This window comes from Nocardia albiluteola (assembly GCF_018860155.1).
Lineage (GTDB): Bacteria > Actinomycetota > Actinomycetes > Mycobacteriales > Mycobacteriaceae > Nocardia > Nocardia albiluteola.
Window position 1 is genome coordinate 333807 of record NZ_JAHKNI010000004.1, and the last position, 26694, is coordinate 360500.

19 protein-coding genes and 2 tRNA genes are annotated in these 26694 nt (G+C 68.7%); 15 read left to right on the forward strand and 6 right to left on the reverse strand.

Annotated elements, in window-relative coordinates; all coding sequences use genetic code 11:
• Position 1: 1 nt before the first annotated feature.
• From KO481_RS14695 to KO481_RS14735, 9 genes are all read left to right on the forward strand, one after another.
• A tRNA-Gly gene (locus KO481_RS14695) sits at positions 2 to 72 on the forward strand.
• A gap of 44 nt (positions 73 to 116) precedes the next feature.
• Positions 117 to 193 (forward strand) — tRNA-Pro (locus tag KO481_RS14700).
• 119 nt (positions 194 to 312) lie between these two features.
• Positions 313 to 807, forward strand: coding sequence for a VOC family protein (locus KO481_RS14705; protein ID WP_215917657.1), 495 nt, complete (start codon positions 313 to 315; stop codon positions 805 to 807).
• Complete coding sequence (locus tag KO481_RS14710; RefSeq protein ID WP_215917658.1) at positions 804 to 1277, forward strand: NUDIX hydrolase; 474 nt, start codon at positions 804 to 806, stop codon at positions 1275 to 1277. Before KO481_RS14705 ends, KO481_RS14710 begins: the two co-directional genes overlap by 4 nt.
• Before the next feature lie 267 nt (positions 1278 to 1544).
• Positions 1545 to 3209: a sensor histidine kinase gene (locus KO481_RS14715; RefSeq protein ID WP_308166608.1), complete on the forward strand. Its 1665-nt coding sequence runs from the start codon at positions 1545 to 1547 to the stop codon at positions 3207 to 3209.
• A gap of 118 nt (positions 3210 to 3327) precedes the next feature.
• Positions 3328 to 4656 (forward strand): bifunctional glycosyltransferase family 2/GtrA family protein, encoded by a 1329-nt coding sequence (locus tag KO481_RS14720; RefSeq protein ID WP_215917659.1) that lies wholly within the window; start codon positions 3328 to 3330, stop codon positions 4654 to 4656.
• 463 nt (positions 4657 to 5119) lie between these two features.
• Positions 5120 to 7132: an ArnT family glycosyltransferase gene (locus tag KO481_RS14725; protein ID WP_215917660.1), complete on the forward strand. Its 2013-nt coding sequence runs from the start codon at positions 5120 to 5122 to the stop codon at positions 7130 to 7132.
• Between the two features lie 86 nt (positions 7133 to 7218).
• Positions 7219 to 8934, forward strand: coding sequence for a 3' terminal RNA ribose 2'-O-methyltransferase Hen1 (locus KO481_RS14730; protein ID WP_308166609.1), 1716 nt, complete (start codon positions 7219 to 7221; stop codon positions 8932 to 8934).
• Complete coding sequence (locus KO481_RS14735; RefSeq protein WP_215917662.1) at positions 8931 to 11513, forward strand: polynucleotide kinase-phosphatase; 2583 nt, start codon at positions 8931 to 8933, stop codon at positions 11511 to 11513. The genes KO481_RS14730 and KO481_RS14735 overlap by 4 nt, the downstream gene beginning before the upstream one ends.
• A gap of 25 nt (positions 11514 to 11538) precedes the next feature.
• On the opposite strand, the gene KO481_RS14740 is transcribed toward KO481_RS14735, so the two are convergent.
• A complete protein-coding gene (locus KO481_RS14740) occupies positions 11539 to 12240 on the reverse strand; it encodes a TetR/AcrR family transcriptional regulator (protein ID WP_215917663.1) in 702 nt (233 codons plus the stop codon).
• A 98-nt stretch (positions 12241 to 12338) separates the two neighbouring features.
• On the opposite strand from KO481_RS14740, the gene KO481_RS14745 reads away from it, so the two are divergent.
• Positions 12339 to 13040: an NAD(P)-dependent oxidoreductase gene (locus KO481_RS14745; protein ID WP_215917664.1), complete on the forward strand. Its 702-nt coding sequence runs from the start codon at positions 12339 to 12341 to the stop codon at positions 13038 to 13040.
• A 1-nt stretch (position 13041) separates the two neighbouring features.
• Here the strand turns inward: KO481_RS14745 and KO481_RS14750 are convergent, their stop codons facing one another.
• The gene (locus tag KO481_RS14750; protein WP_215917665.1) at positions 13042 to 15525 is read right to left on the reverse strand and encodes a phosphoketolase family protein; all 2484 of its coding nucleotides are present in this window, start codon (positions 15523 to 15525) and stop codon (positions 13042 to 13044) included.
• Between the two features lie 116 nt (positions 15526 to 15641).
• Here KO481_RS14750 and KO481_RS14755 point away from each other — a divergent pair, with 116 nt between their 5' ends.
• The 4 genes from KO481_RS14755 (at position 15642) to clpX (ending at position 20391) form a co-directional block, all read left to right on the forward strand.
• Positions 15642 to 16220 carry an FKBP-type peptidyl-prolyl cis-trans isomerase gene (locus KO481_RS14755; protein WP_215917666.1) on the forward strand — a complete coding sequence of 193 codons (579 nt, stop codon included), beginning with the start codon at positions 15642 to 15644 and terminating at the stop codon, positions 16218 to 16220.
• A gap of 129 nt (positions 16221 to 16349) precedes the next feature.
• Positions 16350 to 17735, forward strand: coding sequence for a trigger factor (gene tig, locus KO481_RS14760; RefSeq protein ID WP_372452028.1), 1386 nt, complete (start codon positions 16350 to 16352; stop codon positions 17733 to 17735).
• A 382-nt stretch (positions 17736 to 18117) separates the two neighbouring features.
• The gene (locus KO481_RS14765) at positions 18118 to 18786 is read left to right on the forward strand and encodes an ATP-dependent Clp protease proteolytic subunit (RefSeq protein WP_215917910.1); all 669 of its coding nucleotides are present in this window, start codon (positions 18118 to 18120) and stop codon (positions 18784 to 18786) included.
• Positions 18787 to 19110: 324 nt separating this feature from the next.
• Complete coding sequence (gene clpX, locus KO481_RS14770; protein WP_215917668.1) at positions 19111 to 20391, forward strand: ATP-dependent Clp protease ATP-binding subunit ClpX; 1281 nt, start codon at positions 19111 to 19113, stop codon at positions 20389 to 20391.
• A gap of 70 nt (positions 20392 to 20461) precedes the next feature.
• On the opposite strand, the gene KO481_RS14775 is transcribed toward clpX, so the two are convergent.
• From KO481_RS14775 to KO481_RS14790, 4 genes are all read right to left on the reverse strand, one after another.
• Positions 20462 to 21061 carry a TIGR03086 family metal-binding protein gene (locus tag KO481_RS14775; RefSeq protein ID WP_308166610.1) on the reverse strand — a complete coding sequence of 200 codons (600 nt, stop codon included), beginning with the start codon at positions 21059 to 21061 and terminating at the stop codon, positions 20462 to 20464.
• 952 nt (positions 21062 to 22013) lie between these two features.
• Positions 22014 to 22385, reverse strand: a complete 372-nt coding sequence (locus KO481_RS14780; protein WP_215917670.1) for a nuclear transport factor 2 family protein — start codon at positions 22383 to 22385, stop codon at positions 22014 to 22016.
• 117 nt (positions 22386 to 22502) lie between these two features.
• Complete coding sequence (fdhD, locus tag KO481_RS14785; protein WP_215917671.1) at positions 22503 to 23369, reverse strand: formate dehydrogenase accessory sulfurtransferase FdhD; 867 nt, start codon at positions 23367 to 23369, stop codon at positions 22503 to 22505.
• A gap of 209 nt (positions 23370 to 23578) precedes the next feature.
• The gene (locus KO481_RS14790; RefSeq protein WP_215917672.1) at positions 23579 to 25882 is read right to left on the reverse strand and encodes an FdhF/YdeP family oxidoreductase; all 2304 of its coding nucleotides are present in this window, start codon (positions 25880 to 25882) and stop codon (positions 23579 to 23581) included.
• Positions 25883 to 26042: 160 nt separating this feature from the next.
• On the opposite strand from KO481_RS14790, the gene KO481_RS14795 reads away from it, so the two are divergent.
• Positions 26043 to 26504: a hypothetical protein gene (locus tag KO481_RS14795; protein ID WP_215917673.1), complete on the forward strand. Its 462-nt coding sequence runs from the start codon at positions 26043 to 26045 to the stop codon at positions 26502 to 26504.
• Positions 26505 to 26694 lie beyond the last annotated feature (190 nt).

Here is a 26694-nt window from a genome sequence, read left to right on the forward strand (position 1 = left end):
TGCGGGCGTAGTTCAATGGTAGAACCTCAGCCTTCCAAGCTGATGGTGCGGGTTCGATTCCCGTCGCCCGCTCTGGTGGTCCTCAGCCCCCTTGTCAAGGAGTAGCGGACCCCCTACGGGGTGTAGCGCAGCTTGGTAGCGTACCCGCTTTGGGAGCGGGCGGTCGCAGGTTCAAATCCTGTCACCCCGACCACATTTCACCATCTCTCACGCTCGATGCCGAACCGAGAACCCGGACCACTGCCGGGGTTTCTCGGCACGCCCCAACTGGTAAATGTGGCCGGTTGCACCTCCGGGGTATTGAATCGTCGCATGGTAGATGCCCTCGCACCCGGGCCGATCACCCAGATCGCCTGGGTGGTCACCGACATCGCGGCGACCGAACAGTTCCTGACCGCCTCCTTCGGCGTGCGGAAGTGGGCGCGCCTGCCCGATGTGCACTTCGGCCCCGAAACCTGCACGTACCGAGGCGAACCGGCGGATTTCACCGCCCACATCGCGCTGTCCTACCACGGCGAGATGCAGTTCGAGCTGATCCAGCCGGTGCGCGGGGTATCGATCTACACCGAATTCCTGGAGCACAGCGGCCCGGGGCTGCACCACATCTGTTCCGAGCCCGCCGATTTCGACGCCGCGATACGGGCCGCGGCGGATCGCGGCATCGATATCGTGCAGCAGGGCGACATGTCCGGGCAGATGCGATTCGCCTATCTCGACGGCGCCGCATCGGGGGTTCCGTTCCTGGAGCTCGCGGAGATCGGGCCGAATATGCGCACGATGTTCGAACAGATCAAGGCGCAGGCATGAAATACAGCGCCGGAGTCCTGCTGTTCCGCCGCGCGGCGGAAGCCGAGGTGTTGCTGGGGCATATGGGCGGCCCGCTGTGGGCCCGCAAAGACCTTGGCGCATGGTCGATTCCCAAGGGGGAGTACGACCCCGGCAGCGAACGACCCGAGGCCGCCGCGCGCCGCGAATTCCACGAGGAACTGGGACTCGCGGTGCCCGACGGGCACTGGATCCCGCTGGGCGAGGTCCGCTACGGCAGCGGCAGCCGCGCCAAGGAGCTGACGGTCTGGGCGGTCGAGGCCGACCTGGATCCCGCCCTCGTCGTCCCCGGTACCTTCGAGATGCAGTGGCCGCCGCGCTCGGGCAGGATGCAGCGGTTCCCGGAGATCGACCGCGCCGAATGGTTCGATCCGGACACCGCCCGGGACAAGCTCGGCGCGGGTCAACGCCCGTATCTGGACCGGCTCGCCGATCATCTTTCGGCCGGATAGTCCCTGGGAGCAAACGCTCAGACCGCATGCAGGGATTTCCCAGCTTGGCTCGGTAAACGTAGGCCGCATGGGCGAGCGACTAATTGACGCGGCCGAGCTGCTCGCTCGCGCCGGCGCCGGGCCTCAGCGAGGCGCAGGCGAGAGAGGGCGAAGCGAGCCGACATCGAAGCGGCGGCTCGTGAAGATCGCGGGCTGCGCTCAGGTCGGAGCCGACCGCGGCCGGACGCGCCTGGGAAGGGCACGTTCGGGCTTCGGCGAGGCGCGAGCATGAGTGACGTTGCGACCGACATGACTCCTGACGCTGCGTCCTCGGATGACACGCCGAATGGCATTGCGACACCCGCCCAACTGCCCGTGCCCGCCGATGATGCCGCATGTGGGACGCGGCAGCGCCGGCCCGCCGCGGTGACGCGCGGTTATCACCGTGTCCGGGCCGCGCTGGGGCGTCGTGTGTCCGCCATACCGCTCGGGGTCACCCTGGTCGTCGCGATGGTGACCCTGGCCGGGCTGGCGCTGGCGGTCTCCGGGTTCGCGGTGACCTCGGCACTGTCGAAATCGCTCACCGATCGCACCGACGAGCAGCTCTACGACGCCGCGCACACCTGGGCACGCCCCGGCCCAATGAAGCTGATCAGCACTCCCGCCGGGGGCACCTCCTGGGTGCCCGCGGACATGCCCGTCCAGCCGGAGACGGCGGCCTCCTGGGATCAGCCGCGCCACTTCTTCGAACTGCGCCGCGGTCCCGAGGGGGAGCAATATCGCCTGCAGACCGATCGCGGCAAGCCGGCGCCGAACCTGACGAATCTGCCCGCGCACACCCCGGTGACGGTGCCCTCGGTGGGCGGCTCGTCGATCCACTGGCGAATCCTGGTGGTCTCCAACAGTTATGGCACGACGACGATCGGGCTGCCGCTCACCGACAACGTCGACACCGTGTCGAAACTGATCGGATTCGAGCTCGCCACCGGCCTGGGCGCCCTGGTGCTGCTCGGCGTCGGCGGCTATCTGGTGGTCCGGCGCAGCCTGCGCCCGCTCCGGCACGTCGAGGAGACCGCCGCGGCGATCGCCGGCGGCGACCTGAATCGCCGCGTCCCGGTGCGCAATGTCGACACCGAGGTGGATCACCTCGCCCAATCGGTGAACGCGATGCTCGCCCGGATTCAGCACGGTGTCACCGCCACCGAGGCGTCCGAGGAGGCGGCGCGGCGCTCGGAGGAGGCCGCCCGGCGCTCGGAGGCGAAGATGCGGCAGTTCGTCGCCGACGCCAGCCATGAGCTGCGTACCCCGCTGACCACCATCCGCGGCTTCGCCGAGCTGTATCGGCAAGGGGCGAGCCAGGATCCGCGACAGGTGCTCGAGCGCATCGAGGCCGAGGCCGGGCGCATGGGCCTGCTGGTGGAGGATCTGCTGATGCTGGCCCGCCTGGACGCGCAGCGCCCGCTCGAGGTCCGTCCGGTGGATCTGCTCGCGCTTGCCGGCGATGTGGTGCACGGTGCCCAGGCGCTGGCCGCCAGGCAGGCGGGCGCGGATCATCCTGTCGCACTGGAGGTTCGGCCCGGTGCGGGCACGCTGGAGGTGTCCGGCGATGCCGCCCGGCTGCGGCAGGTGCTGGCGAATCTGGTCGGCAACGCGCTGAACCACACCCCGCCCGGCACCCCGGTGACCGTGCGCCTGACGCCCAGCGAGGATCAGGTGCGGATGGAGGTGTGCGACGAGGGGCCCGGCCTGTCGCCCGAGGCCGCCGCCCGCGTGTTCGAGCGGTTCTACCGCACCGACTCCTCCCGTGCCCGCGCCAGCGGCGGCACCGGGCTGGGCCTGTCGATCGTGCAGGCGCTGGTGACCGCGCACGGCGGCACGGTCGGCGCGGACAGCACCCCCGGGCGGGGGACCACGTTCACCGTTGTGTTGCCGAGGGGACACGGGGACGGTTAGCCGGCGGAGCTTGCGGAGTCGGCGGGGTGGGTGAGTGCAGCGGCTGTTCCGGGGCCTCCCAGGGATCTCGCAGCTGCGATCCAGTGCCCGCCAAGCCTGGGCCGCGAATCTTGGTGACATGACCGAGACTTCGATCGTTACCGCAACGAACCGCAATGGCGCGGCGGTGGCGCGCCCGAAGCGCCATGATGCGGCACAGCCCGCTCCTGTACTGGATGTGGTGATTCCCGTCTACAACGAGGAACGCGATCTCGGCGTGTGCGTGCGCCGCCTGCACGAGTTCCTCGGCGACGGTTTCCCGTTCTCCGCGCGCATCACCATCGCGGACAACGCCTCCACCGATGCCACCCTCGATGTCGCCAACTACCTGGCCGGCGAGCTGGACGGCGTACGCGTGGTGCACCTGGACCGCAAGGGCCGCGGCCGCGCGCTGCGGGCGGTCTGGGAGGCCTCCGACGCTCAGGTCGTCGCCTACATGGACGTGGATCTCTCGACCGACCTGAACGGCCTGCTGCCGCTGGTGGCCCCGCTGGTGTCCGGCCACTCGGACCTGGCGATCGGCACCCGGCTGGCGAAGTCCTCACGGGTCGTGCGCGGACCCAAGCGCGAATTCATCTCCCGCTGCTACAACCTGATCCTCAAGGCCTCCCTGCAGGCACGCTTCTCCGACGCCCAGTGCGGCTTCAAGGCCATGCGTACCGATGTCGCGCGCAAGCTGCTGCCGCTGGTGCAGGACGGAGAGTGGTTCTTCGACACCGAGCTGCTGGTGATCGCCGAGCGCGCCGGGCTGCGCATCCACGAGGTGCCCGTCGACTGGATCGACGATCCCGATTCGCGCGTCGACATCGTTGATACCGCCCGCAAGGACCTGCTCGGGGTGTGGCGGGTCAGCAAGGGACTTGCCTCGGGTGCGCTGCCGGTGAACGAGCTGCGGGCCGCGATCGGCCGCGAGCCCCTGGTCGACGGCGTGCCGCTGGGCATGGTGGGCCAGCTCGTGCGGTTCGGCATCATCGGCGTGGTCTCGACGCTGGCCTACATGGTGCTGTACATGCTGCTGCAGCCGCTCACGGGTGCGCAGCCGGCGAACTTCCTGGCGCTGCTGATCACCGCGATCGGCAATACCGCGGCCAACCGGGCCTTCACCTTCGGGGTGCGCGGCTCGACCAAGGCGGTCTCACATCAGATCCAGGGCCTGCTCATCTTCGCCTTCACCTGGGGGCTGACCAGCGGTTCGCTGTTCGCGTTGCACCACTGGGCGCCCGCGGCCGCGGTGCACCTCGAGCTGACGGTGCTGGTCGTGGCGAACCTGGTGGCGACGGTGATCCGGTTCGTGGCGCTGCGCTGGGTGTTCCGCGACGCGGTGCCCGCCGCCGCGATCGACAACGAACTGGCCGCCGCCGAGCTGCGGCTGGCCGCTCAGGATGAGCGGCTGTACGCGGAACTGTAAGCGCCACAACACTTTCGGTCATCGAATGTGGCCGGGATCCCGGTGGGGTCCCGGCCGCTGTCGTGTCCGGCCTGCGCCGGAAGCAGCAGAGGTCGCGCTGTATACGATTCGCGGCGCCTCGGCGGTCCTGTCCGCGGGCCGGGCGCGGGAACCCGCGTGTGAGCCGAGGCATCCGGAGGTTCTGTACGGAGGACAGGTGCGTGCGGCCGCGTACGATTCGCGGCACCCAGGTCCCGTACGCGGGCCCGGCGCGGGAACCCGCTCGCCAGCGACGGCATGCGGAGATCTTCCTGCACCGGGCCGGCGCGTGGAGCGGTAGCCGAGCCGTGCACCTCGAGGAGGCCTGTTCGCGGGACAGGCATGTGCAGCGTGACGTGGCTCATCGGCATCCTGTGTCCGCTCCCAGATTGTTCCCAGGCTCGGCTCAGGTCGGGCTGGGGTGGATCGTGAATGATGGGGCACCATGACCGACACTGCGATCGCGCCGAGTCCGGCGATCCCCGCGCCCGAAACGGCAGACCGGCGGCTCGAGCGCTGGGAAATCCTGGGTGTGGCAGGGCTGCTGATCGGCACCGCGGTCGCGTATCTGTGGAATCTGGGCATCAACGGGTGGGCGAACTCCTTCTATGCGGCCGCGGTCCAGTCGGGTGCGCACTCGTGGAAGGCGTTCTTCTTCGGCTCCTCGGACTGGGGCAATTCGATCACCGTCGACAAGACCCCGGCCTCGCTGTGGCCGATGGAAATATCGGTGCGGCTGTTCGGCATGCACGCCTGGAGCATGATGCTGCCGCAGGTGCTGCTCGGCATCGCGTCGGTGGCGCTGGTCGTGGTGACGCTGCGGCGCACCCACGGCACCGCGGCCGGGCTCCTCGGCGGGCTCGCGCTGGCCGTGACTCCCGTTGCGGCGCTGATGTTCCGGTACAACAACCCCGATGCGCTGCTGGTCTTCCTGATGATCGCCGCGGTCTGGGCGATGACCCGCGCCCTGGACGACGGGCGCTGGCGGTGGCTGGTGCTCTGCGGCGCGCTGGTCGGATTCGGCTTCCTGGCCAAGCAGTTACAGGTGCTGCTGGTGCTGCCCGCGCTCGCGCTGACCTATCTGTTCGCGGGCCCGCCGCGGCTGGGCAAGCGCGTGGCGCAGCTGTGTGCGGCCGGGGCGGCGATGCTCGCGGGCGCGGGCTGGTGGGTGCTGACCGCCCAGCTCTGGCCCGCCGCATCGCGACCGTATTTCGGTGGATCCCAGCACAATTCGATCATCGAGCTGACCATCGGCTACAACGGTCTCGGGCGGCTGGGCGTGGGATCGTCGAGCCCGTTCCCCGGCCCGCCGCACGGTGGAGGTGGCCGCATGGGCGGCTTCTTCGCGGGAAACGAGCCCGGCATCACCCGGATGTTCCAGGCGACGGTGGGCGGTCAGATCGGCTGGCTGATCCCCGCCGCACTGGTGCTGCTCGTTATCGGGATCATGCTGCGCGGCACGGTCTCTCGCACGGACCCGCACCGCGCGGCCCTGCTGCTGTGGGGCGGCTGGATGCTGGTGACGATGCTGGTGTTCAGCTTCATGCAGGGCCTGTTCCATCAGTACTACACCGTCGCGCTGGCGCCGGCGGTCGCCGGAACGGCGGGCCTGGGCGCGGTGACGGCTTGGCGCCATCGCGACCGACTGTGGGTACGCGTCGCCCTCGCGGTGGCTGTGGCACTCACCACCGCCACCGCTGTGCTGTTGCTCTCGCGCACAGCCGATTTCGTGCCGTGGCTGCGTTGGACGGTGCTGGCGGTGGGTATCGCCTCGACCCTCGCCCTGCTGATTCCCGCTGCGCGCGTGTTCTTCCCGGTGATGGCTTTCGCCGCCGTGCTGGCCGCGGTGGCGGGCCCTCTGGCGTACTCGCTCGAGACGATCTCCATACCCCACGACGGCGGAATCGTGCTGGCGGGCCCGAAGATCCCGGGCGCCTTCCCCTTCGGTCCGCCGCCCGGACCGGGTAAGCCGGACGGTGACATAGCGCCAGGCACACCCGATGGCACGAAGACGCCGAGCGGTCAGCACCCGCCGACGACAGCGGGAACGCCTGCCGCGCAGCATGATCGGAACCATCCGATGTTCGGCGGCGCGCCCGATCCTGCACTGGTCGCCCGCCTGCGGAACGGCGGGGCGAACTACACGTGGACGGCGGCCGCGGTCAGCTCGATGATGTCCTCCAATCTGCAACTCGAGTCCGGTTACCCCGTCATGCCGCTCGGCGGCTTCGCGGGCATCGACCCGTCCCCAACGCTGCCGCAATTCCAGGACGACGTCTCCCGCCGCCGCATCCACTACTTCGTCGCACGTCCGGCGGGCGAACGCGGCCCCGGCTTCGGCAACAGGAAGACCGAGGCCGCCGACATCACCCAGTGGGTGCGGGACCGGTACTCCGCGACGACGATCGGCGGTCTCGAGGTCTACGACCTGACCGCGCCGAAAGCCGCCGCGAAGTAATCCGGCCGTTCGGCGGCGAGCTTCCCATAGACGACTGTTGGACAAAGCGGTTGCCCCGGCGCGGACCGCCGAGTGAAGATCGCTGGGTGCTATTGACCATTACCTGTACGCGGGCCGAGGGCGCCGAGTGGGTCGCCACCGACCTGGGCTTCCTGCTGCACAAGAACCCGGCGCGGGTTCAGATGTTCGAGCAGTCGTACGGGTCGGCGCAGGTGCTGTACCCCGAGGCCACCGAGCAGCGGTGCACCGCGGCGCTGCTGCTGGAGATCGACCCGGTCGGGCTGGTTCGAGGAAAGTCGCGCGGCACAGCGGAATTCAGCCTCGGACAGTACGTGAACGACCGGCCGTATGCCGCGTCGTCGCTGCTGTCGGTCGCGATCTCGACGGTGTTCAAGACCGCGCTGCACGGGAAATGCGAGCAGCGGCCCGGGCTGGCGGACACCGCGCTGCCGCTGCGCCTCGAGCTGCCCGTGGTGTCCTGCAAGGGCGGCCCGGAGGTCGCCGAGCGGATCTTCGGGCCGTTGGGCTGGCGGGTTGCGGCCACCCCGATCCCGCTCGATCCGGCCTTCCCGGAGTGGGGCGAATCCCATTACGTGCGACTGGAATTGACCGCGGACATGCGCCTGGCCGATGCCCTGTCGCATCTGTACGTGCTGCTCCCGGTCCTCGACGGCAGCAAGCATTACTGGCTCGCCGCCGACGAGATCGACAAGCTCCTGCGCGCGGGGGTCGGATGGCTCGCCGGACATCCCGAACGCGCCTGGATCACCCGCCGCTACCTGGCGCGCAAGCAGTCCTTCGTGCGCTCGGCCCTGGCCCGCCTCGCCGAGATCGACGACGCGACGGCCGAGAGCCTGGATGCGGTCGACGACGCGGATATCGACGATGTCGATGACGCGGGTGTAGGTGATGTTGGCGTCGGTGAGGTGGGTGCCGATGCGGCGGCCGCTGGTTACGCGGGCGCCGGACCTGCGGAAACCGGCGACACCGACGCCGATGAAACGGGCACCAGCGGAGCAGCTGTTGGCTGGACGGGTGTCGGTGAAGCGGCCGCGGGTGATGCGGGGGCCTGCGACGCGGGCGCTGGTAACACGGGCGTCGGCGGTGCCGCAGCCGGTGAGGCGGTCGCCGATGACGCCGCGCGGCCGTCGTTGGCGGTGGCCCGGCGGGCCGCGGTCGTACGAGCCCTGCACGACGTCGGCGCCCGGCGGGTGCTGGATCTGGGCTGCGGCGAGGGGGCGCTGTTGCGGGAGTTGTTGCGGGACAAGGAGTTCTCCGAGATCGTGGGGGTGGACGTGTCGATGCGGGCGCTGCGGACGGCGCACCGGCGGCTGCGGCTGGATCGCGCGCCCAAGCGGGTCGTCGAGCGGATCACGCTGCGCCAGGGCGCGCTCACTTATGCGGACGCCGCGCTGCGCGGATACGACGCGGCGGTGCTCATGGAGGTGATCGAGCACGTCGATCCGCCGCGGCTGACGGCGCTGGGGCGGGCGGTATTCGGGGCCGCCGCGCCGAATGCGGTGATCGTGACGACGCCGAACGGCGAATACAACGTCCTGTATGAGGGCCTGCCCGCGGGCAAGTTCCGGCATACCGATCACCGGTTCGAGTGGAGCCGAGCGGAATTCGACGACTGGGCGCGTCGTGTCGCCGAAACCTACGGATACAGTGTCCGTTTCGGCCCCATCGGGCCGACGGATCCGGATCTCGGATCGCCGACGCAGCTGGCCGTCTTCGAGAAATCGGCCACGAGCAGTGGACCGACCGCCACGCACACCAGCGAGAAAGGCGCGGCATCATGACGGAACTGTCCATTCCCGAACTGTCCCTGGTGGCGCTTGTCGGCTGCACCGGCTCGGGCAAATCCACATTCGCGCGCAAGCACTTCCGGCCCACCGCGATCCTGTCCTCGGACGCCTGCCGCGGCATCGTCAGCGACGACGAGAACGATCAGTCGGCCACCGACGACGCCTTCGCGCTGCTGCACCATATCGCCGCCGTGCGGCTGCGGCGCGGGCTGCGGACCGTGATCGATGCGACCAATGTGCAGCCCAAGGCCCGTCAGGAGGTGATTCGCGTCGCCCGGGAGCACGATGTGCTGCCGGTGGCGATCGTGCTCGACGTCCCCGACCGGATATGCCTGGACCGCAACGTCGGCCGCGCCGAACGCGCTCATCTCGGCGCGCACGTGGTGAAGCGCCAGCAGCGCGATCTGCGCCGCAGCCTGCGCAATCTCGAACGCGAGGGCTTCCGCCGGGTATTCGTGCTGCGCGGTGTGGAGGAGATCGAGTCGGCGACCGTCGTCGACGAGAAGCTGTGGAACGACCGGCGTGAGCTGACCGGCCCGTTCGACGTGATCGGCGACGTGCACGGCTGCCGCGCCGAATTGGAGTCGCTGCTGGGCGAATTGGGCTATGGGCTGTGCCGCGACGACCGCGGGCGGCCGGTGGACGCGCAGCATCCCGACGGCCGCACCGCGGTGTTCGTCGGCGATCTGGTCGATCGCGGCCCCGACACCCCGGGGGTGCTGCGGCTGGTCATGGGCATGATCGCGGCCGGACATGCGTTGTGCGTCAGCGGAAATCACGAGTACAAGCTGGTGCGCGCCCTGGACGGCAAGAAGGTCCGCATCGCGCACGGGCTGGCCGAATCGCTGGCCCAGCTCGAGGTCGAGGACGAGGAATTCCGCAAGGCCGCACACGATTTCTGCCGCGGCCTCATCGGGCATTACGTGCTGGACGGCGGCAATCTCGTGGTCGCGCACGCGGGGCTGAAGCAGGAGTACCAGGGCCGGGCCTCCGGGCGGGTGCGCGCCTTCGCCATGTACGGCGAAACCACCGGGGAGACCGACGAATTCGGGCTGCCGGTGCGCTACCCGTGGGCCGAGGACTACCGCGGTCGCGCCGCGGTGCTGTACGGCCACACCCCGACGACCGAGCTGCGCTGGGTCAACAACACGCTGTGCCTGGACACGGGAGTGGTCTTCGGCGGGCAGCTCACGGCGCTGCGCTATCCCGAGCGTGAGCCGGTATCGGTTCCGGCGCAGCAGGTCTGGTGCGAGCCGGTGCGGCCACTGCAGGACGCCGCGGCGCCGGAGATCGCCGCCGGTGCCGTGCATCGCGATCCGGGCGTGCTCGATCTTGACGACGTGCTGGGCCGGCGCGTGGTGGAGACCCGGCACCTCGGACGGGTGAGCGTGCAGGAGGAGAATGCGAGCGCGGCGCTGGAGGTGATGAGCCGCTTCGCCATCGATCCGCGCTGGCTGATCTACCTGCCGCCGACGATGTCGCCCTGTGCCACAGCATCTTCCGGCGAGCTGCTGGAGCATCCCGCCCAGGCGTTCGAGTACTACCGGTCCGAGAACGTCGCGCGCGTGGTCTGCCAGGAGAAGCACATGGGTTCGCGCGCGATCGCGGTGCTGACCCGCACGCCCGAGGTCGCCCGCGACCGGTTCGGCATCGCCGACGGCAGTACCGGCGCGCTGTACACGCGCACCGGCCGCCCGTTCTTCGACGACTCCGCGCTGACCGAGGTCGTGCTGGCGCGCATCCGTGCGGCCGCCGAAACCTCGGGCCTGTTCGGCGAATTGGGCTCGGACTGGCTGGCGCTGGACGCCGAGCTCATGCCGTGGTCGGCCAAGGCGATCGGGCTGCTGCGCGATCAGTACGCGGCCGTCGGAGCCGCGGCGCGGGCGGCGTTGGGCGCGGCCACCGATATCGTCGCGGCCGCGGCCGCGCGCGGCCTGGACGTCGGCGAGCTCGCCGAACGCACGGCGGCGCGCCGAACCGACGCCGACTCGTTCACCACCGCCTACGGCCGTTACTGCTGGCCGGTCGACGGCTTGACCGGACTCCGGCTGGCCCCGTTCCAGATTCTGGCCGCCGAGGGCGTGAATTACGCGGTGCGCGACCACGAGTGGCACCTGCGTCTGCTCGACGCCCTGGTCGCCGCCGATACCGACCTGTTCACCCCGACCCGGCGCAAGATCGTGGACCTGTCCGCGCCGGAGGGCGAGCGGGAGGCGACCGACTGGTGGACCGCCCTCACCGTGTCCGGCGGTGAGGGCATGGTGGTCAAGCCGGTCGATTCCCTGGTGAACGGATCGGCCACGCGCAGTGGGCGACTCGTCCAGCCGGGCGTGAAATGCCGCGGCGCGGAATACCTTCGCATCATCTACGGCCCGGAATACCTGCGCCCCGACCAGCTCCGCCGCCTGCGCGGCCGCGGGCTGGGCCGCAAGCGGTCGATGGCGCTACGGGAATACGCCCTGGGCCTGGAGTCCCTGGACCGCTTCGTGGCCGAAGAACCGCTGTGGCGAGTACACGAGGCGGTGTTCGCCGTACTGGCCCTGGAGTCCGAGCCCGTGGATCCGAGGTTGTAGTTTCGCCGCCCATGCGCGGCGGACGTCACAATCCCATGCCGCGGATCATCTGATCGACCTCGGACCGATACAGCTTGTCCGGATCGGTGGTCAGCGTCCGCAGGTGACCGAGGATCTCCAGGGAGACCAGGCCGTGCAGGCGTCCCCACATGCGCAGGGCGACGGCCAGCACGGCGGGGGACAGGTCCGGGAACAGCGTGCGTACCTCGGCGACCAGCCCAGGATCGAAGTCGCCCCAGGAGAACTCGGCCTCGGCGCGGGCGGGTCCGGCCCGCCGGTGCGCGCCCGCCGCCAGCCCGGTCAGGATCGCACACACCCGCTGCTCGGCCTCGGGCGCGGGTCCGCCCTCGGGCGGCCGATAGCCGGGGATGGGGTCGCCGTAGACGAGCCGGAAGCCCTCGGTGTGCGCGAGTGACCAGTCCCGGAAGGCGCAGGCCCACGCCAGGATTCGCCCGGCCGGGTCGTCGTCGGGGCGGGAATCCCTGGCCGCCTGCAGCGCATCGGCCATCTCGTCGTACACATCCCGGATCAGCGCCGTCACCAGATCGTCGCGCGTGGGGAAGTAGCTGTAGACGGCGTTCGCCGTCATGCCCATCTCGCGCGCGATCGCTCGCAGCGTGATCGCTCCCGGACCGTTCGCCGCCATCAGCCGCAGCGCGGTGTCCTTGATCTCCGCCGTCGTCTCCGCCCGCCGCAGCTGCCGCCTGGTCGGCACATCGGTACCCACGGGCACAACCGTACACGCCTGTGAAATTTCTAGACGGCATGTATAAACTGCACGGCGTATAGTTTCCTCACGCCATGCAAATCTTTTCAGGGAGCATCATGTTCATCGGCATAATCGGGGCCACGGGCAATATCGGCCGGCATGTGGTCACCGAGGCGCTCGAGCGCGGCCATCACGTCCGGGCCTTCACTCGGGACCTCGCGGGCGTCACCGCCACGCATCCGAACCTGACCTGGGCACAGCTCGACGTCTTCGACAGCGCCGCCGTCGCCGCGCAGCTACCGGGTCTCGACGTGCTGGTGAGCGGATATCAACCCGGCAATTCGTCCATCGACTTCGACGACACCGTCGCCAGGTCCATCGCCGATCCGACGGGCTACGCGACCGTGGCGCGATCGCTCTTACAGGCTTTGGCCACCCACCCGCGTACCCGCCTGATGGTGATCGGCGGCGCCGGCAGTCTCGAGTACGCGCCCGGACGCGTGACCGCGGACGACGATGAGCGGGTGCACCGGATTCTCGACACGATAGGTCTCCCGCGGGAGTATGCCGCCGCCGTGCGCGGCGCCCGCGACGCCCTGGACCTGCTGCGCACCTCCAACCGTCGCTGGACCTACCTCAGCCCGGCCGAACAGATCGGCCCCGGCGAACGTACCGGCCGCTACCGTGTCGGCGGCGACCAACCGGTCCTGGACGCCGACGGCAACAGCCGCGTCTCCTACCCCGACGCGGCCGTGGCGCTGCTCGACGAGATCGAGGAGCCGCGATACCTCCAGCGCCGCTTCACCATCGGCTACTGAGTCACGCCCGCGAATACGGCCAGCGCCACTCGGCGACCTCCGGGATGTCCTGGCCGTGTTCGCGGGTCCAGGCGCGGGCCGCGGCGCGGGCATCGGACATGTCCTGGCGCAGGCCCGCCGCGCGCTCGCCCAGGCCGGGCACCCGGTCGATGACGTCCATGACCAGGTGGTAGCGGTCCAGGTCGTTCAGCATGACCATGTCGAAAGGTGTTGTAGTGGTGCCCTTTTCCTTGTAGCCGCGCACATGCATGCCGTCGTGGTTGGTGCGGCGGTAGGCGAGACGGTGGATCAGCCACGGGTAGCCGTGGAAGGCGAAGATGACGGGACGATCCGCGGTGAACAGGGTGTCGAATTCGCTGTCGGGCAGGCCGTGCGGGTGTTGGTCGCTCGGTTGCAGGCGCATCAGATCCACGACGTTCACCACGCGAATCCGTAACTGTGGCAGGCGCTCTCGCAGAATCGCCGCGGCGGCAAGGGTTTCCAGCGTCGGCACGTCACCGGCGCAGGCCAGTACCACGTCGGGGCTGGTGCCCACCTCGTCGTTGTGCCCGGCCCACTCCCAGATGCCGATGCCGCGGGTGCAGTGCGCGATGGCGTCGGGAACCGAAAGCCAGTCCGCCTGCGGCTGTTTGCCCGCAACCACGACATTCACGTAGTGCCGCGAGCGCAGGCAGTGATCGTAGGTCGACAGCAGGGTGTTCGCATCCGGCGGCAGATATACCCGCACGATCTCCGGGCTCTTGTTCAGCACGACGTCCAGGAATCCCGGATCCTGATGGGTGAACCCGTTGTGGTCCTGCCGCCACACATGGGAGGAGAGCAGGTAGTTCAGGCTCGGAATGGGCCGCCGCCATGCCACCGCCGAACTCGCGTCGAGCCACTTGGCGTGCTGGTTGAACATCGCATCGACGATGTGGATGAACGCCTCGTAGCAGGTGAACACCCCGTGCCGCCCGGTGAGCAGATACCCCTCCAGCAGGCCCTGGCACATGTGCTCGGACAGCACCTCGATCACCCGGCCGGTGCGGTCCAATTTCACGTCGTACTCGCCGATTTCGGCCTGCCAGTTGCGCCCGGTCACGGTGAGGATGTCCTGCAGCCGGTTGCTGGCCAGTTCGTCGGGGGCGAGGGTGAGGAAATTGTCCGGATTGGCCGCGGTGACATCGCGCAGCCACCCGCCCAGCACCTGCGTCGCCTCGTGATCCGTTGCGCCGGGCGCGATGACCTCGACGCCGTACTCGCGCCAGTCAGGCAGCTTCAGATCCCGCACCAGCGCGCCGCCGTTGCTCACCGGGTTGGCGCTCATCCGCCGGTCCCCGATCGGCGACAGCGCGAGCAGGCCCGGCACCGGCGCGCCCGCCTCGTCGAACAGCTCCTCCGGGCGGTAGGACCGCAGCCACTGCTCGAGCACCGCGCGGTGACCGGCATCGGTGCGCGCGGCGGGCAGCGGCACCTGATGCGCCCGGAACGTGCCCTCGACCGGCTCGCCGTCCACCATCGGAGGGCAGGTCCAGCCCTTGGGAGTGCGCAGCACGATCATCGGCCAGCTGGGCCTGGTCGTGTCGCCGCCCTCGCGCGCGGCCCGCTGGAATTCGGCGATGCGGTCCAGGCAGCCGTCCATCGCCGCGGCCATCGCCTGGTGCACGGTGGCCGGATCGCTGCCCGCGACGATGACCGGGTCGTATCCGTATCCGCGCAGCAGCGACAGCAGCTCGCCCTCCGGGATCCGCGCCAGCAGCGTCGGATTGGCGATCTTGTATTCGTTCAGCGCCAGGATCGGCAGCACCGCCCCGTCCCGGCCAGGGTTGAGGAACTTGTTCGCATGCCAGCTGCCCGCCAGCGGACCGGTCTCCGCCTCGCCGTCGCCGACGACGCAGAACACCGTCAGATCGGGATTGTCCAGCGCCGCCCCGAAGGCGTGCAGCAGCGAATAGCCCAGCTCGCCGCCCTCGTGGAAGGAGCCGGGCGTCTCGGGTGCGCAGTGGCTCGGTACCCCGCCGGGATAGGAGAACTGCGCGAACAGCTCGCGCATGCCGTCGCCGTCGAACGAGATATGGCTGTAGAGCTCGGAACAGGTGCCCTCGAGCCAGCCGCAGGCGTTGGGCCCGGGGCCGCCGTGGCCGGGCCCGGCCACGAAGACGGCGTTCAGGTCGCGGGCGCGGATCGCGCGATTGGCATGCGCCCACACCAGATTCAGCCCCGGGACCGTGCCGAAATGCCCGAGCAGGCGCGGCTTGACGTGCTCGGCCTCGAGCGGCCTGCGCAGCAGCGGGTTGGCCATCAGATAGATCTGCCCGACTGCCAGATAGTTCGCCGCGCGCCACCAGGCATCGAGCCCGGCGAGTTCCTCGCGCCCGAGCGGTCCGGGGATGTCGGAGAGGTGATAGGGGCGGGGTGCGAGAGTCTCGCCGCCGCGTCCGCCCACGTTGTCGGCGGAGGTATCGGTGGCGGCGGCAGTGCCGCCCGCCGGTGCCAGCTGGCTCATTGCGCAGACTCTCCTCGCGTCGAGGTGGTGCTCGCGGAAAGTGCTGACGTGCGGTAGTCGGTTGTCAGGCTACCCGCGCGAGGGCGGCGTCGGTACGCCCGATTAGGGTGCGGCGCATGCAGACACTGGCCAGAATCATCGGTTCGACCGTCGTCGTGGCCGCCGCGGTCGCGCTCACCGCATGCGGCAGCAGTGAGACCAAGTCCTCGTCGTCCTCGAGCGCCACCACGGCCGCGGCCGCGTCGAGCGCGCAGACCCAGTCCGCCGCGCCGGCGCCCGCGGGCCGCGCATGCACCGCCGACGACATCAAGGTCACCGGCGGCTTCGGCCAGCCGCCGGCCATCACCATCCCCGACGACTGCACCCCGCCCGCGCACCTGATCACCAAGGATCTGGTCACGGGCACCGGCCCGGCCGCGAAGACGGGCGATCCGGTCACCATGAACTACACGCTGGTCACCTGGTCGGACAAGAAGAAGCTGGACAGCTCCTTCGACCGCAACCAGCCCTTCCCGCTGACCCTCGGCGCGGGCCAGGTCATTCCCGGCTGGGATCAGGGCCTGGTCGGTATCAAGCAGGGCGGGCGCCGGTTGCTGATCATCCCGCCGGACCTGGGCTACGGGCAGGGCGGCAACGGTATCAAGCCGAACGAGACGCTCGTCTTCGTGACCGACGCGGTGAAGATCGGAAGCTGATACCGGCGAAATCGGCATCCTAGGCAGTTTCTGCTCGGATGCCGGGGTCGACTAGGCTATTCAGGATGCGATCGGGGGGACCGATACACGTCAATACCGAACAACGAACCACTAACAAGGAGCATGTCCGTGAAGAGCACCGTCGAGCAGTTGAGCCCGACCCGGGTCCGCATCAACGTCGAGGTGCCTTTCGAGGAGCTGAAGCCGGACTTCGATCGGGCCTACAAGACGCTGGCCGGACAGGTGCGCATCCCGGGTTTCCGTCCGGGTAAGGCGCCGGCCAAGCTGCTCGAGGCCCGGCTGGGTCGCGGCGCGATCCTCGAGCAGGTCGTCAACGATGCGCTGCCCGCCCGCTACAGCGAGGCCGTGAGCGCCGCCGAGGTCAACGTCATCGGCCGCCCGGAGATCGAGATCACCAAGATCGAGGACGGCCAGGAGCTGGCCTTCACCGCCGAGGTCGACGTCCGCCCGGAGATCACCCTGCCCGCCTTCGACACCATCGCGGTCGAGGTCGACCCGATCGCCGTCGAGGACGAGGACATCGACCAGCAGCTGCAGTCGCTGCGTCAGCGCTTCGGCACCCTGACCGCCGTCGAGCGCGCGGTGCAGGACGGCGATTTCGTCTCCATCGACCTGTCCGCGACCGTCGACGGCGAAGAGGTCGCCGACGCCTCGACCACCGGGCTGTCGCACGAGGTCGGCTCCGGTCAGCTCATCGAGGGCCTGGACGAGACCCTGATCGGCATGACCGCGGAGGAGTCCAAGGACTTCACCTCCGCCCTGGTCGCCGGCGAGTACGCCGGTAAGGACGCGGTCGTGACCGTCAAGGTGAACTCGGTCAAGGAGCGCGAGCTGCCCGAGGCCGACGACGAGTTCGCTCAGCTGGCCAGCGAATTCGACACCATCGACGAGCTGAAGGCCGATCTGCGCACCCGCGTCGAGCGGGCCAAGAAGGTCGAGCAGGCCGGCGTGATCCGCGACAAGGTGCTCGAGGCGCTGCTGGAGCAGACCGAGGTGCCGCTGCCCGAGGGCGCCGTGCAGGCCGAGGTCGACGCCGTGCTGCACGACGCGGTGCACGGCTTCGACCACGACGAGGCCAAGCTCGCCGAGGCGCTCGAGGCCGAGGGCTCCTCCCGCGAGGAGTTCGACAAGGACACCAAGGAGGCCGCGGAGAAGTCGGTGAAGACCCAGCTGCTGCTGGACGCCATCGCCGAGTCCGCGAACACCCAGGTCGGCCAGGACGAGCTGACCGAGCGGATCCTGTTCCAGGCCCAGCGCTACGGCATGTCGCCCGAGCAGTTCATCCAGCAGGTGCAGGAGGCCGGCCAGCTGGGTGCGATCTTCGCGGACGTGCGCCGCGGCAAGGCGCTGGCCACCGTCGTGGGCCAGGCCAAGGTCACCGACACCGCCGGCAATGCGGTCGACACCTCGGAGATGTTCGGCGCCCCCGCCGACTCCGACGCCGAGGAGCAGGACGACACGGCGGCCGAGCCGGCCGCCGCGGCCGCCGAGTAAGTAAAAGGCTGCGGCGCAGCGGGTTTGCGTCGCGCGCGGAGCTTGCGAGCGCGCCGTACAGCACAGCGCGTTTCGCTTACAGCGCAGTTGAGCGGTTCGAAAGTTGCGCTGTAAGCGAAGACAGGGCGGTACCGGGAGATCGGTGCCGCCCTGCTTCGTTAGGGTTTGTGTCAGCGAATCAGGAATGGCTGCGTGCTTGCGAGTGGCGAGCCGGGTGAGAGAGGGCAGGTATCCGTGAGAATCAATCGGGCGGTCACCGCGAGGGGCGAGCCGGTCGGGGTCGTCCGGACCGCGTGACAGGCGATGCCTGACCAGCACCACCCGGGCCGCCGATGACGGCCGGTAGCGAACAAGCACACCCACAAGGACTTTGGAGACGATGATGGCCAATCTTTTCGACCCACGCACAGCACCGGGCGGTATGGCGCCGCAGGGTGCGCAGTCGCGCTACATCCTGCCGTCCTTCATCGAGCACTCGAGCTACGGTGTCAAGGAGTCGAATCCGTACAACAAGCTGTTCGAGGAGCGCATCATCTTCCTCGGCATGCCGATCGACGACACCGTCGCCAACGACGTCATGGCGCAGCTGCTGGTGCTGGAGTCGCTGGATCCCGACCGCGACATCACGATGTACATCAACTCGCCCGGCGGCGACGTCACCGCGCTGATGGCCATCTACGACACGATGCAGTACGTCCGGGCGGACGTTGCCACAGTCTGCCTCGGCGAGGCCGCCTCCGCCGCGGCGGTGCTGCTGGCCGCGGGTACCCCGGGCAAGCGTGCGTGCCTGCCCAACGCCCGCGTGCTGATTCACCAGCCGCGCACCGGCGGTGTGCAGGGCCAGGTTTCGGACCTGCAGATCGCGGCCGCCGAGATCGAGCGTATCCGCTCCCAGATGGACAACATCCTGGCACTGCACACCGGCAAGGACACCGCGACGATCCGCAAGGACACCGATCGCGACAAGATCCTGACCGCCGAGGAGGCCAAGGATTACGGGATCGTCGACCAGGTCTTCGACTACCGCAAGCTGAGCGCCCAGAAGAAGTGAGGACCTCGTGGTGGGCCGTCCCGGTGGTCGTGACCTGCGCCGGGACGCGCTCGCTGTGAGAACCCGGACACGATGGGCCCGCGAAACGGGCCAAGTTATCGACCTGTATCACGCCGAGCAGGTACGGTCTTTCCAGGGACCTTTGCTCATGGTTGCCGACAAAGCCATACAACTCTCGGATGACGTTCGTGCGTAGCGCTTCGAAGCGAACATTCCTCCGTGGTGAACACCGACCCGGATTGGGCGGGTAGCGTTGTTTGAAGGCGGCTTGTCGGCAATCGGAACAGACGGTTGCACGCGGACAAGGAAGTAGGGACCCACGAGATGGCGCGCATCGGTGATGGCGGCGACTTGCTCAAATGCTCGTTCTGCGGAAAGAGTCAGAAGCAGGTCAAGAAGCTCATTGCGGGGCCAGGTGTGTACATCTGCGACGAGTGCATCGACCTGTGCAACGAGATCATCGAGGAGGAGCTCGCCGAGTCGAGCGAGGTCAAACTCGATGAGCTGCCCAAGCCCGCCGAGATCCGTGAGTTCCTCGAGAACTACGTGATCGGCCAGGACACCGCCAAGCGCACCCTGGCGGTCGCGGTCTACAACCATTACAAGCGCATCCAGGCCGGCGACAAGAGCCGCGACGGCCGCGGTGAGCCGGTCGAGCTCACCAAGTCCAACATCCTCATGCTCGGCCCCACCGGCTGCGGTAAGACGTACCTGGCGCAGACCTTGGCGAAGATGCTGAACGTCCCGTTCGCCATCGCCGATGCGACGGCGCTCACCGAAGCGGGATATGTCGGCGAGGATGTGGAGAACATCCTGCTCAAGCTGATCCAGGCCGCCGATTACGACGTCAAGCGCGCCGAGACCGGCATCATCTACATCGACGAGGTCGACAAGATCGCCCGCAAGTCCGAGAACCCGTCGATCACCCGCGACGTCTCCGGCGAGGGCGTGCAGCAGGCGCTGCTGAAGATCCTCGAGGGCACCCAGGCCAGCGTGCCGCCGCAGGGCGGGCGCAAGCATCCGCATCAGGAATTCATCCAGATCGACACCACGAACGTGCTGTTCATCGTGGCGGGCGCGTTCGCGGGCCTGGAGCGGATCGTGCAGGACCGGGTCGGCAAGCGCGGCATCGGATTCGGCGCCGAGGTGCGCTCGAAGTCGGAGATCGACACCAGCGATCACTTCGCCGACGTGATGCCCGAGGATCTGATCAAGTTCGGCCTGATCCCGGAGTTCATCGGCCGCCTACCCGTCGTGGCCTCGGTGACCAACCTGGACAAGGATTCGCTGGTCAAGATCCTCTCCGAGCCGAAGAACGCCCTGGTCAAGCAGTATGTGAGGCTGTTCGACATGGACGGGGTCGACCTGGAGTTCACCCAGGACGCGCTCGAGGCCATCGCGGATCAGGCGATCCTGCGCGGCACCGGCGCCCGCGGCCTGCGCGCCATCATGGAGGAAGTGCTGCTGCCGGTGATGTACGACATCCCCAGCCGCGACGACGTCGCCAAGGTGGTCGTGAACGCCGACACCGTCAACGACAACGTGCTGCCGACCATCGTCCCGCGCAAGGCCCAGCGTCAGGAGCGCCGGGAGAAGTCGGCGTAGGTTCCCCACGAACACATCGGGGCCGGGAGAGCAATCTCCCGGCCCCGATTCGTATTCAGGGGTTTTCAGGTCAGGGCTGCCAGGCCGGGTTGCGGCCCAGGTGCAGCAGGATGTGGTCGAGGGGATCGGCGTTCGGGGGGACGGGGAGTTCCGCGGCGAAGGCCTTCGACGGGGACGCCGCGCGCTCCTCGCCGGTGGGGACCATCTGGATGACCTTCATGGAGAGCGCCACGAAGTCGTCGTCGAGGTGGTACTGGACGCCCAGCGCGCGGGCGATGTCCCAGCCGTGCACGACGTAGTCGATGAAGTGGGCTCGGATGGCCATGGCGCCCGGGGCCTTGACGCCCGGGCCGAACTCGGGGAGTTCGAAGAGCTGGTCCAGGGAGTCGAGCTCGGAGTAGGCGGCGATGACGTCCGCGGCGGCCTCGGCATAGTCGCGGACGGGATCCGCGGCCAGCGGCTGCACCTTCCAGACATCCAGGTCGGCGCCGTTGCCGCGGGCCGAGGCGGCGAAGCCCCGGTGCTGAACGGTCATGTGGGCCAACAGGTCTGCGACGGTCCATTCGGAGCAGGGGGTGGGGCGGTCGAGATCGTCGGCGGTCAGCTTGGACACGATCTCGACGCTGTAGTCGACGACGCGGCGGTTCAGGTCTCGGATATCGGTAGTCACAACGTGATAATAAGCTGATACATACGGTATGTCCATGCCCATTGTCTGACGAGTGGATGCTGCGGCGGGGTACGTACCTCGAGGTTGCCTCGATAGCCGATAGCCGATAGCCGATAGCCGATAGCCGATAGCCGATAGCCGATAGCCGATAGCCGATAGCCGATAGCCGATAGCCAATAGCCAATGGGAGATGGCCGGAGGTCGGCGGAATGCGGGGTCGCTGCACGGCTCACGGTCGATCGTCGGCCGCGGATGGGGCATACGCGGACGCGCGATGAGAGCTGGCGCGCTACTGGGCGGGAAGGGTGAGAGATCGCCGCCGGATGGGCGGTTCGAAACTCGAGGACCAGGATCTGCTCCGCGGTGTTCGGCATTTGCGCTGCGCAGGCACGAGGCCCTGGTGGGGCCTGGTGGCCGTGAGTCGGGGACTTGGCGCTGGAGCGTGGACCTCGGCTGTTGTGAGTCGGGGACTTGGCGCTGGAGTGCGGGCCTTGGCTGTCGTGAGCTGGGTACCTGGCGCTGGAGCGTGGGGCCCGACCGTCGTGAGCTGGGTATTAGGCCCTGGAGAGTGGCCCGACGGGTCTGACTACTGCGGGAGCGGGCGGGATCGGAGGTGGCGGCCCCTTTCGCCACGGATCCCGAACATGCTGTGCCGGTGCGGCTTACGCTGGACCGATGCTGCGGTGGCAGCTCGTGTCGCGTCGGTACAACACTCGTATCGGACCGGTGACGAACGGTGTAGCTGTTCGCGCCCGCGGTCGGAGATCGCCGTTGATCTCCCCTGGTTCGCCGTTGAACCTTTGTCCGATATTGGGGAATCGCCACCGGGATGTGTGCCGTTACGTGGCGTTCTCATTTGTTACGACGGCCCTGCGGCCGAAAGCTCATCGGTGCCGAACGCCCCTGGTGGTCACGATAATTCGGCCGACGGGCAGGGGCGTTCGGGGTGGTCCTAGGCCGACTCGGTCACCATGTCGTCCGGGCCCCAGTAGGCCTTCATGCTGACGATGCGGCCCTGCTCGTCGAACTCCATCACGTCGATCGGCGAGAGCGTCATCTTGTGCTCGCCGAAGCGGGTGACCAGCGTGAAGCCGACGATCGCGTGGGAGCCGACCACGCGCACGATGTCGATGCTGGTCTCGCGCTGTGCGGCCTCCAGCGTCTGGTACATCTCCCGGATGGCGTCGTGGCCCCGGCGCGGGGTGCTGCCGATCGGATCCTCGACCACCGCGTCCGGCGCGTACAGCGCCACGATGTCCTCGGTCGGGCCGGTGGCCACCAGCTTCACGTACTGCTCCACCACGTCCCGGATCTGCGCCGCCATCTGTACTCCTGCCAGAATTGAAACCTGTTCTATCGGGGAGCGTAACACCGCCGATGCGGCTCGGGGCCCGGCCGTCGCGGTGACTGAGACCGGCCGTCCGCAGAGTGAGCCGGGGCGCTAGCCGCCCGCGCGGGCCGAGTCGTACTGCCCGGGCAGTGACTCGGGGGCGGCCGCCTGCCGGATGCGGTGCAGGCCGCTGTAGATGTTCATGCTGCCGCCCCGGACGAACGCCGCCAGAGTCAGGTCCGACTCGACGGCGAGGTCCACGGCCAGCGAGCTGGCGGCCGAGACCGCGCCCAGCATCGGAATGCCCGCCATGACGGCCTTCTGGACCAGTTCGAACGAGGCCCGGCTGCTGACGACCAGGATCAGATCGTGGGCGGGGATACGATCCTCCAGCAGCGCCCAGCCGATCACCTTGTCGACCGCGTTGTGCCGCCCGATGTCCTCCCGCACGGCGAGCAGGACGCCGTCGGCGGTGAAGAGCCCGGCCGCGTGCAGTCCGCCGGTGGATTCGAAAACCGCTTGGCGGGAGCGCAATTGATCCGGCATCGCAGCCAGAACGGTGGAGCCGACGATTGGTCCGGCCGTCGGCGGCGCGAATCTGCTGCGGGTGCGGACCTCGTCCAATGCGGTCTTGCCACACAGTCCGCACGAGCTGTTGGTCAGGAAGTTCCGGGTGGAAATCGTTGCGGACGTTCGTAATTGGATGTCGAGCACGTTGTAGGTGTTCTGCCCGTCGGCATCGGTTCCGGCGCAGTAGCGCGCGGACAGGACATCCTGCGCCGAGCCGATGATGTTCTCGCTCAACAGGAATCCGTGCGCCAGATCGATGTCGTTGCCCGGCGTGCGCATCGTGACGGTCAACGACCGCCCGTCGACGCGCAGCTCCAGCGGCTCCTCGACGGTCAGCGTGTCCGGCCGCTGAATCTGCCCCCCCGGGGTGATCCGCACCATCTTGCGCCGCGCGGTCACTCTGCTCACGACTCCGCCTCGCTAGCGCTCGGCTCCGTCGTGCGCAGCGCGCGCTGGCTTATTGGTTCACTCCGCTTCGCTCCGTTCACGACTCCGCCTCGCTAGCGCTCGGCTCCGTCGTGCGCAGCGCGCGCCGGCTCATTGGTTCACTCCGCTCATGGAAATACCTCGATCCTGCTGTCGGACAATGGCATCGTCGGCGCCGGGGATCCGGCCGCTCATCGGGTGTGCACGTGCGGTTCCAGCCGGACGGTGACCGCCTTGGAGGCTGGGGTGTTGGAGCGCTCGGCCACGTGGTCCAGCGGGACCAGCGGGTTGGTCTCGGGGTAGTAGGCGGCGGCGTTGCCGCGCGGTGTGGAATAGGACACCAGCCGGAAGCCGGTGACCTTGCGCTCGACGCCATCGGTCCACTCGGAGATCACGTCCACCAGATCGCCCTCGGTGAATCCGAGCGCGGTGATGTCCTCGGCATTGACCAGTACCACCCTGCGGCCGTTGTGAATACCGCGATAGCGGTCGTCCAGGCCGTAGATCGTGGTGTTGTACTGATCATGGCTGCGCAGCGTCTGCAGGATCAGCCGCCCCGACGGCACGGGCAGCCAGCGTAGGTCGTTGACCGCGAAATTCGCCTTGCCGGTAGAGGTCCGGAACTCGCGGGCGTCGCGTGGGGGATGGGGCAGCTGGAAACCGTTGCGGTCGCGGACCTTCGCGTTGTAGTCCGCGCAGCCCGGGATAACCCGGGAGATCGAATCGCGGATCGCGTCGTAGTCGTCGCGCAGGCGCGCCCACGGCACGGGGTGGTCGGCCCCGAACAGCTCCCGCGCGAGTTCGCAGACAATCGCCACCTCGCTGCGCAGCTGGTCGCTGACCGGGGTCAGGCGGCCTGTGGACAGGTGCACCATCGACATCGAATCCTCCACCGACACCTGCTGTTTCACGCCGGCAGGGGACAGGTCCAGATCGGTGCGCCCGAGCGTCGGCAGAATCAGTGCGGTCTGCCCGTGTACGACGTGGCTGCGGTTCAGCTTCGTCGAAACCTGCACGGTCAGAGCACAACCGCGCAGGGCGGCCTCAGTGAGCTCGGTGTCGGGGGTGGCCGAGACGAAATTGCCGCCCATGCCCAGGAATACGCGCGCCCGGCCCTCGTGCATCGCGCGGATGGCATCGACGGTGTCGTGGCCGTGCTCGCGCGGGCTGGTGATGCCGAACTCGGAATCCAGTGCGGCCAGAAAGGTTTCGGGCATCTTCTCCCAGATACCCATGGTGCGGTCGCCCTGGACGTTGGAGTGCCCGCGCACCGGGCACACGCCCGCACCCGGCTTGCCGATCATGCCGCGCATCAGCAGCAGATTCGTGGCCTCCTCGATGGTGGCCACGCCGTGCACCTGCTGGGTCAGGCCCATAGCCCAGCAGATGATGGTGGACCTGGACCGCGCCAGTAGTCGTGCGGTGCGCTCGAGCTGTTCGCGCGTCAGGCCCGTGGCCTCCAGTACCACGTCCAGATCGACTGCGCGCATCTGCTTTTCGTATTCGGCGAAGCCCGCGGTGTGCGCATCGACGAACGCGCGGTCGACCACGGTGCCGGGCGCGACGTCCTCGGCCTCGAACAGCAGCTTGGCCAGGCCCTGGAACAGCGCCATGTCCCCGCCGAGGCGGATCTGCAGGAAATCGTCGGCGATGGCGATGCCGGTGGTCAGGCCCCGGACCGTCTGCGGATCACGGAAGCCCAGCAGCCCGGTCTCGGGCAGCGGATTGACCGCGATGACCTGTGCGCCGTGCTCCTTGGCCTGCTGCAGCGCCGAGAGCATCCGGGGATGGTTGGTGCCGGGATTCTGCCCCGCCACCACGATCACCTCGGCCGCGGAGAAGTCGTCGATGGTCACCGAACCCTTGCCGATGCCGATCGAGGAGCTCAGCGCCGCGCCCGAGGATTCGTGGCACATGTTCGAGCAGTCGGGCAGGTTGTTGGTGCCGAAGCTGCGCACCAGCAGCTGATAGACGAATGCGGTCTCGTTCGCGGTGCGGCCCGAGGTGTAGAACAGGGCCTCGTCGGGGGAGTCCAGGCCGCGCAGGGTGTCGGCGATCAGCCGGTAGGCCTCGTCCCAGTCGATGGGTGAGTAGTGGGTATCGCCGGGCCGCAGCACCATCGGGTGCGTCAGGCGGCCCTGCTGGCCCAGCCAGTAGCCGGATTTCTCCGCCAGCTCCGCGATCGAATGCCGGGCGAAGAACTCCGGGGTGACCGTGCGCAGCGTCGCCTCCTCGGCGACGGCCTTCGCGCCGTTTTCGCAGAATTCCGCGGGCCGCCGGCGACCGGTGGGCTCGGGCCACGCGCAGCCGGGGCAGTCGAAGCCGTGCCGCTGATTCACCCGGGCCAGGGTGCGGGCCGTGCGGACCACACCCATCTCCTCCACCGCGCGCTCCAGCGCGACCGTCACCGCCGTGACGCCTGCGGCCTGCTGTTTCGGCGGGGTGATCGAGACCTTGGACTCGTCGATATCGCGGGCCGGGGCGTTGCGGTGCATGGTTCCATCGTCCTCTTGCGCGCGGGGACCCGTCGGCCGACCCGGAACATGCCGGACAACCGAAGCGGCGATTCGCCCCCATTCTTACGGCCGGGGCGCAATTATCAATGCCACATTCCGGGATATGGGACCCGGAAGCACGGATCGGAACAGGAACCGGATGGACATCAGAGTCAGGACCGCACACCGTCGCCCGGGGGCGCATCCCCACCGCCCGGCGCTCGCCGCCGGGTTCGCAACCGCAGCCGCGGTGCTGGGTATGGTTCCGGCGGCCCTGCTCGCCGCGGCGCCCGCGGCACACGCGACCGCCACCCGTGTCGGCGTGAACGCGGATATGAACTACGGCCTGGGTACCAACTACGGCGCGGGCTGCCAGTACACCGTCGAGGTGTCCGTCACCGACGGCGCGCAGCCGGTCCAGGTCTTCGACAACAACACCCCGATCGGCTGGTTCCGCCCCTCGGGCGCGCAGGCGATCGTGCCGTGGACCCCCGCCACCGTCGGGCAGCATCGCATCACCGCGGTACAGGCGGGCACCCCACCCGGCGCCCCGACCCCCTACGTCGACGTCCGCGTCGCCAACGGCACGCACATGGGCTACAACTGCGCCGTCGTCGGCTGAGCGGCGCGAGGGCGTTCCGCCGCGGTGAATGTCCGCGCGGGTTATCCCGCGCGGGCGTCGTCTGCCCGGAACGCCGCATGTGCACGGCCGAAAGTGCCTCGCCCATAGACGTTTCCGTGTCGAGTCACGCGGGTACATCGCCTGTGGGTGTCAAGAGAGTGAGGGGCGATGTTCGCGCGAGGGCGAGGCT

Coding starts and splice junctions, on each gene's coding strand:
- KO481_RS14735 (WP_215917662.1), top strand. CDS start 8,931: ATGACGGAACTGTCCATTCCCGAACTGTCCCTGGTGGCGCTTGTCGGC.
- KO481_RS14750 (WP_215917665.1), bottom strand. CDS start 15,525: ATGAGCCAGCTGGCACCGGCGGGCGGCACTGCCGCCGCCACCGATACC.
- KO481_RS14745 (WP_215917664.1), top strand. CDS start 12,339: ATGTTCATCGGCATAATCGGGGCCACGGGCAATATCGGCCGGCATGTG.
- KO481_RS14710 (WP_215917658.1), top strand. CDS start 804: ATGAAATACAGCGCCGGAGTCCTGCTGTTCCGCCGCGCGGCGGAAGCC.
- KO481_RS14705 (WP_215917657.1), top strand. CDS start 313: ATGGTAGATGCCCTCGCACCCGGGCCGATCACCCAGATCGCCTGGGTG.
- KO481_RS14795 (WP_215917673.1), top strand. CDS start 26,043: ATGGACATCAGAGTCAGGACCGCACACCGTCGCCCGGGGGCGCATCCC.
- KO481_RS14715 (WP_308166608.1), top strand. CDS start 1,545: ATGAGTGACGTTGCGACCGACATGACTCCTGACGCTGCGTCCTCGGAT.
- KO481_RS14720 (WP_215917659.1), top strand. CDS start 3,328: ATGACCGAGACTTCGATCGTTACCGCAACGAACCGCAATGGCGCGGCG.
- KO481_RS14790 (WP_215917672.1), bottom strand. CDS start 25,882: ATGCACCGCAACGCCCCGGCCCGCGATATCGACGAGTCCAAGGTCTCG.
- KO481_RS14765 (WP_215917910.1), top strand. CDS start 18,118: ATGGCCAATCTTTTCGACCCACGCACAGCACCGGGCGGTATGGCGCCG.
- KO481_RS14725 (WP_215917660.1), top strand. CDS start 5,120: ATGACCGACACTGCGATCGCGCCGAGTCCGGCGATCCCCGCGCCCGAA.
- KO481_RS14755 (WP_215917666.1), top strand. CDS start 15,642: ATGCAGACACTGGCCAGAATCATCGGTTCGACCGTCGTCGTGGCCGCC.
- KO481_RS14780 (WP_215917670.1), bottom strand. CDS start 22,385: ATGGCGGCGCAGATCCGGGACGTGGTGGAGCAGTACGTGAAGCTGGTG.
- clpX (WP_215917668.1), top strand. CDS start 19,111: ATGGCGCGCATCGGTGATGGCGGCGACTTGCTCAAATGCTCGTTCTGC.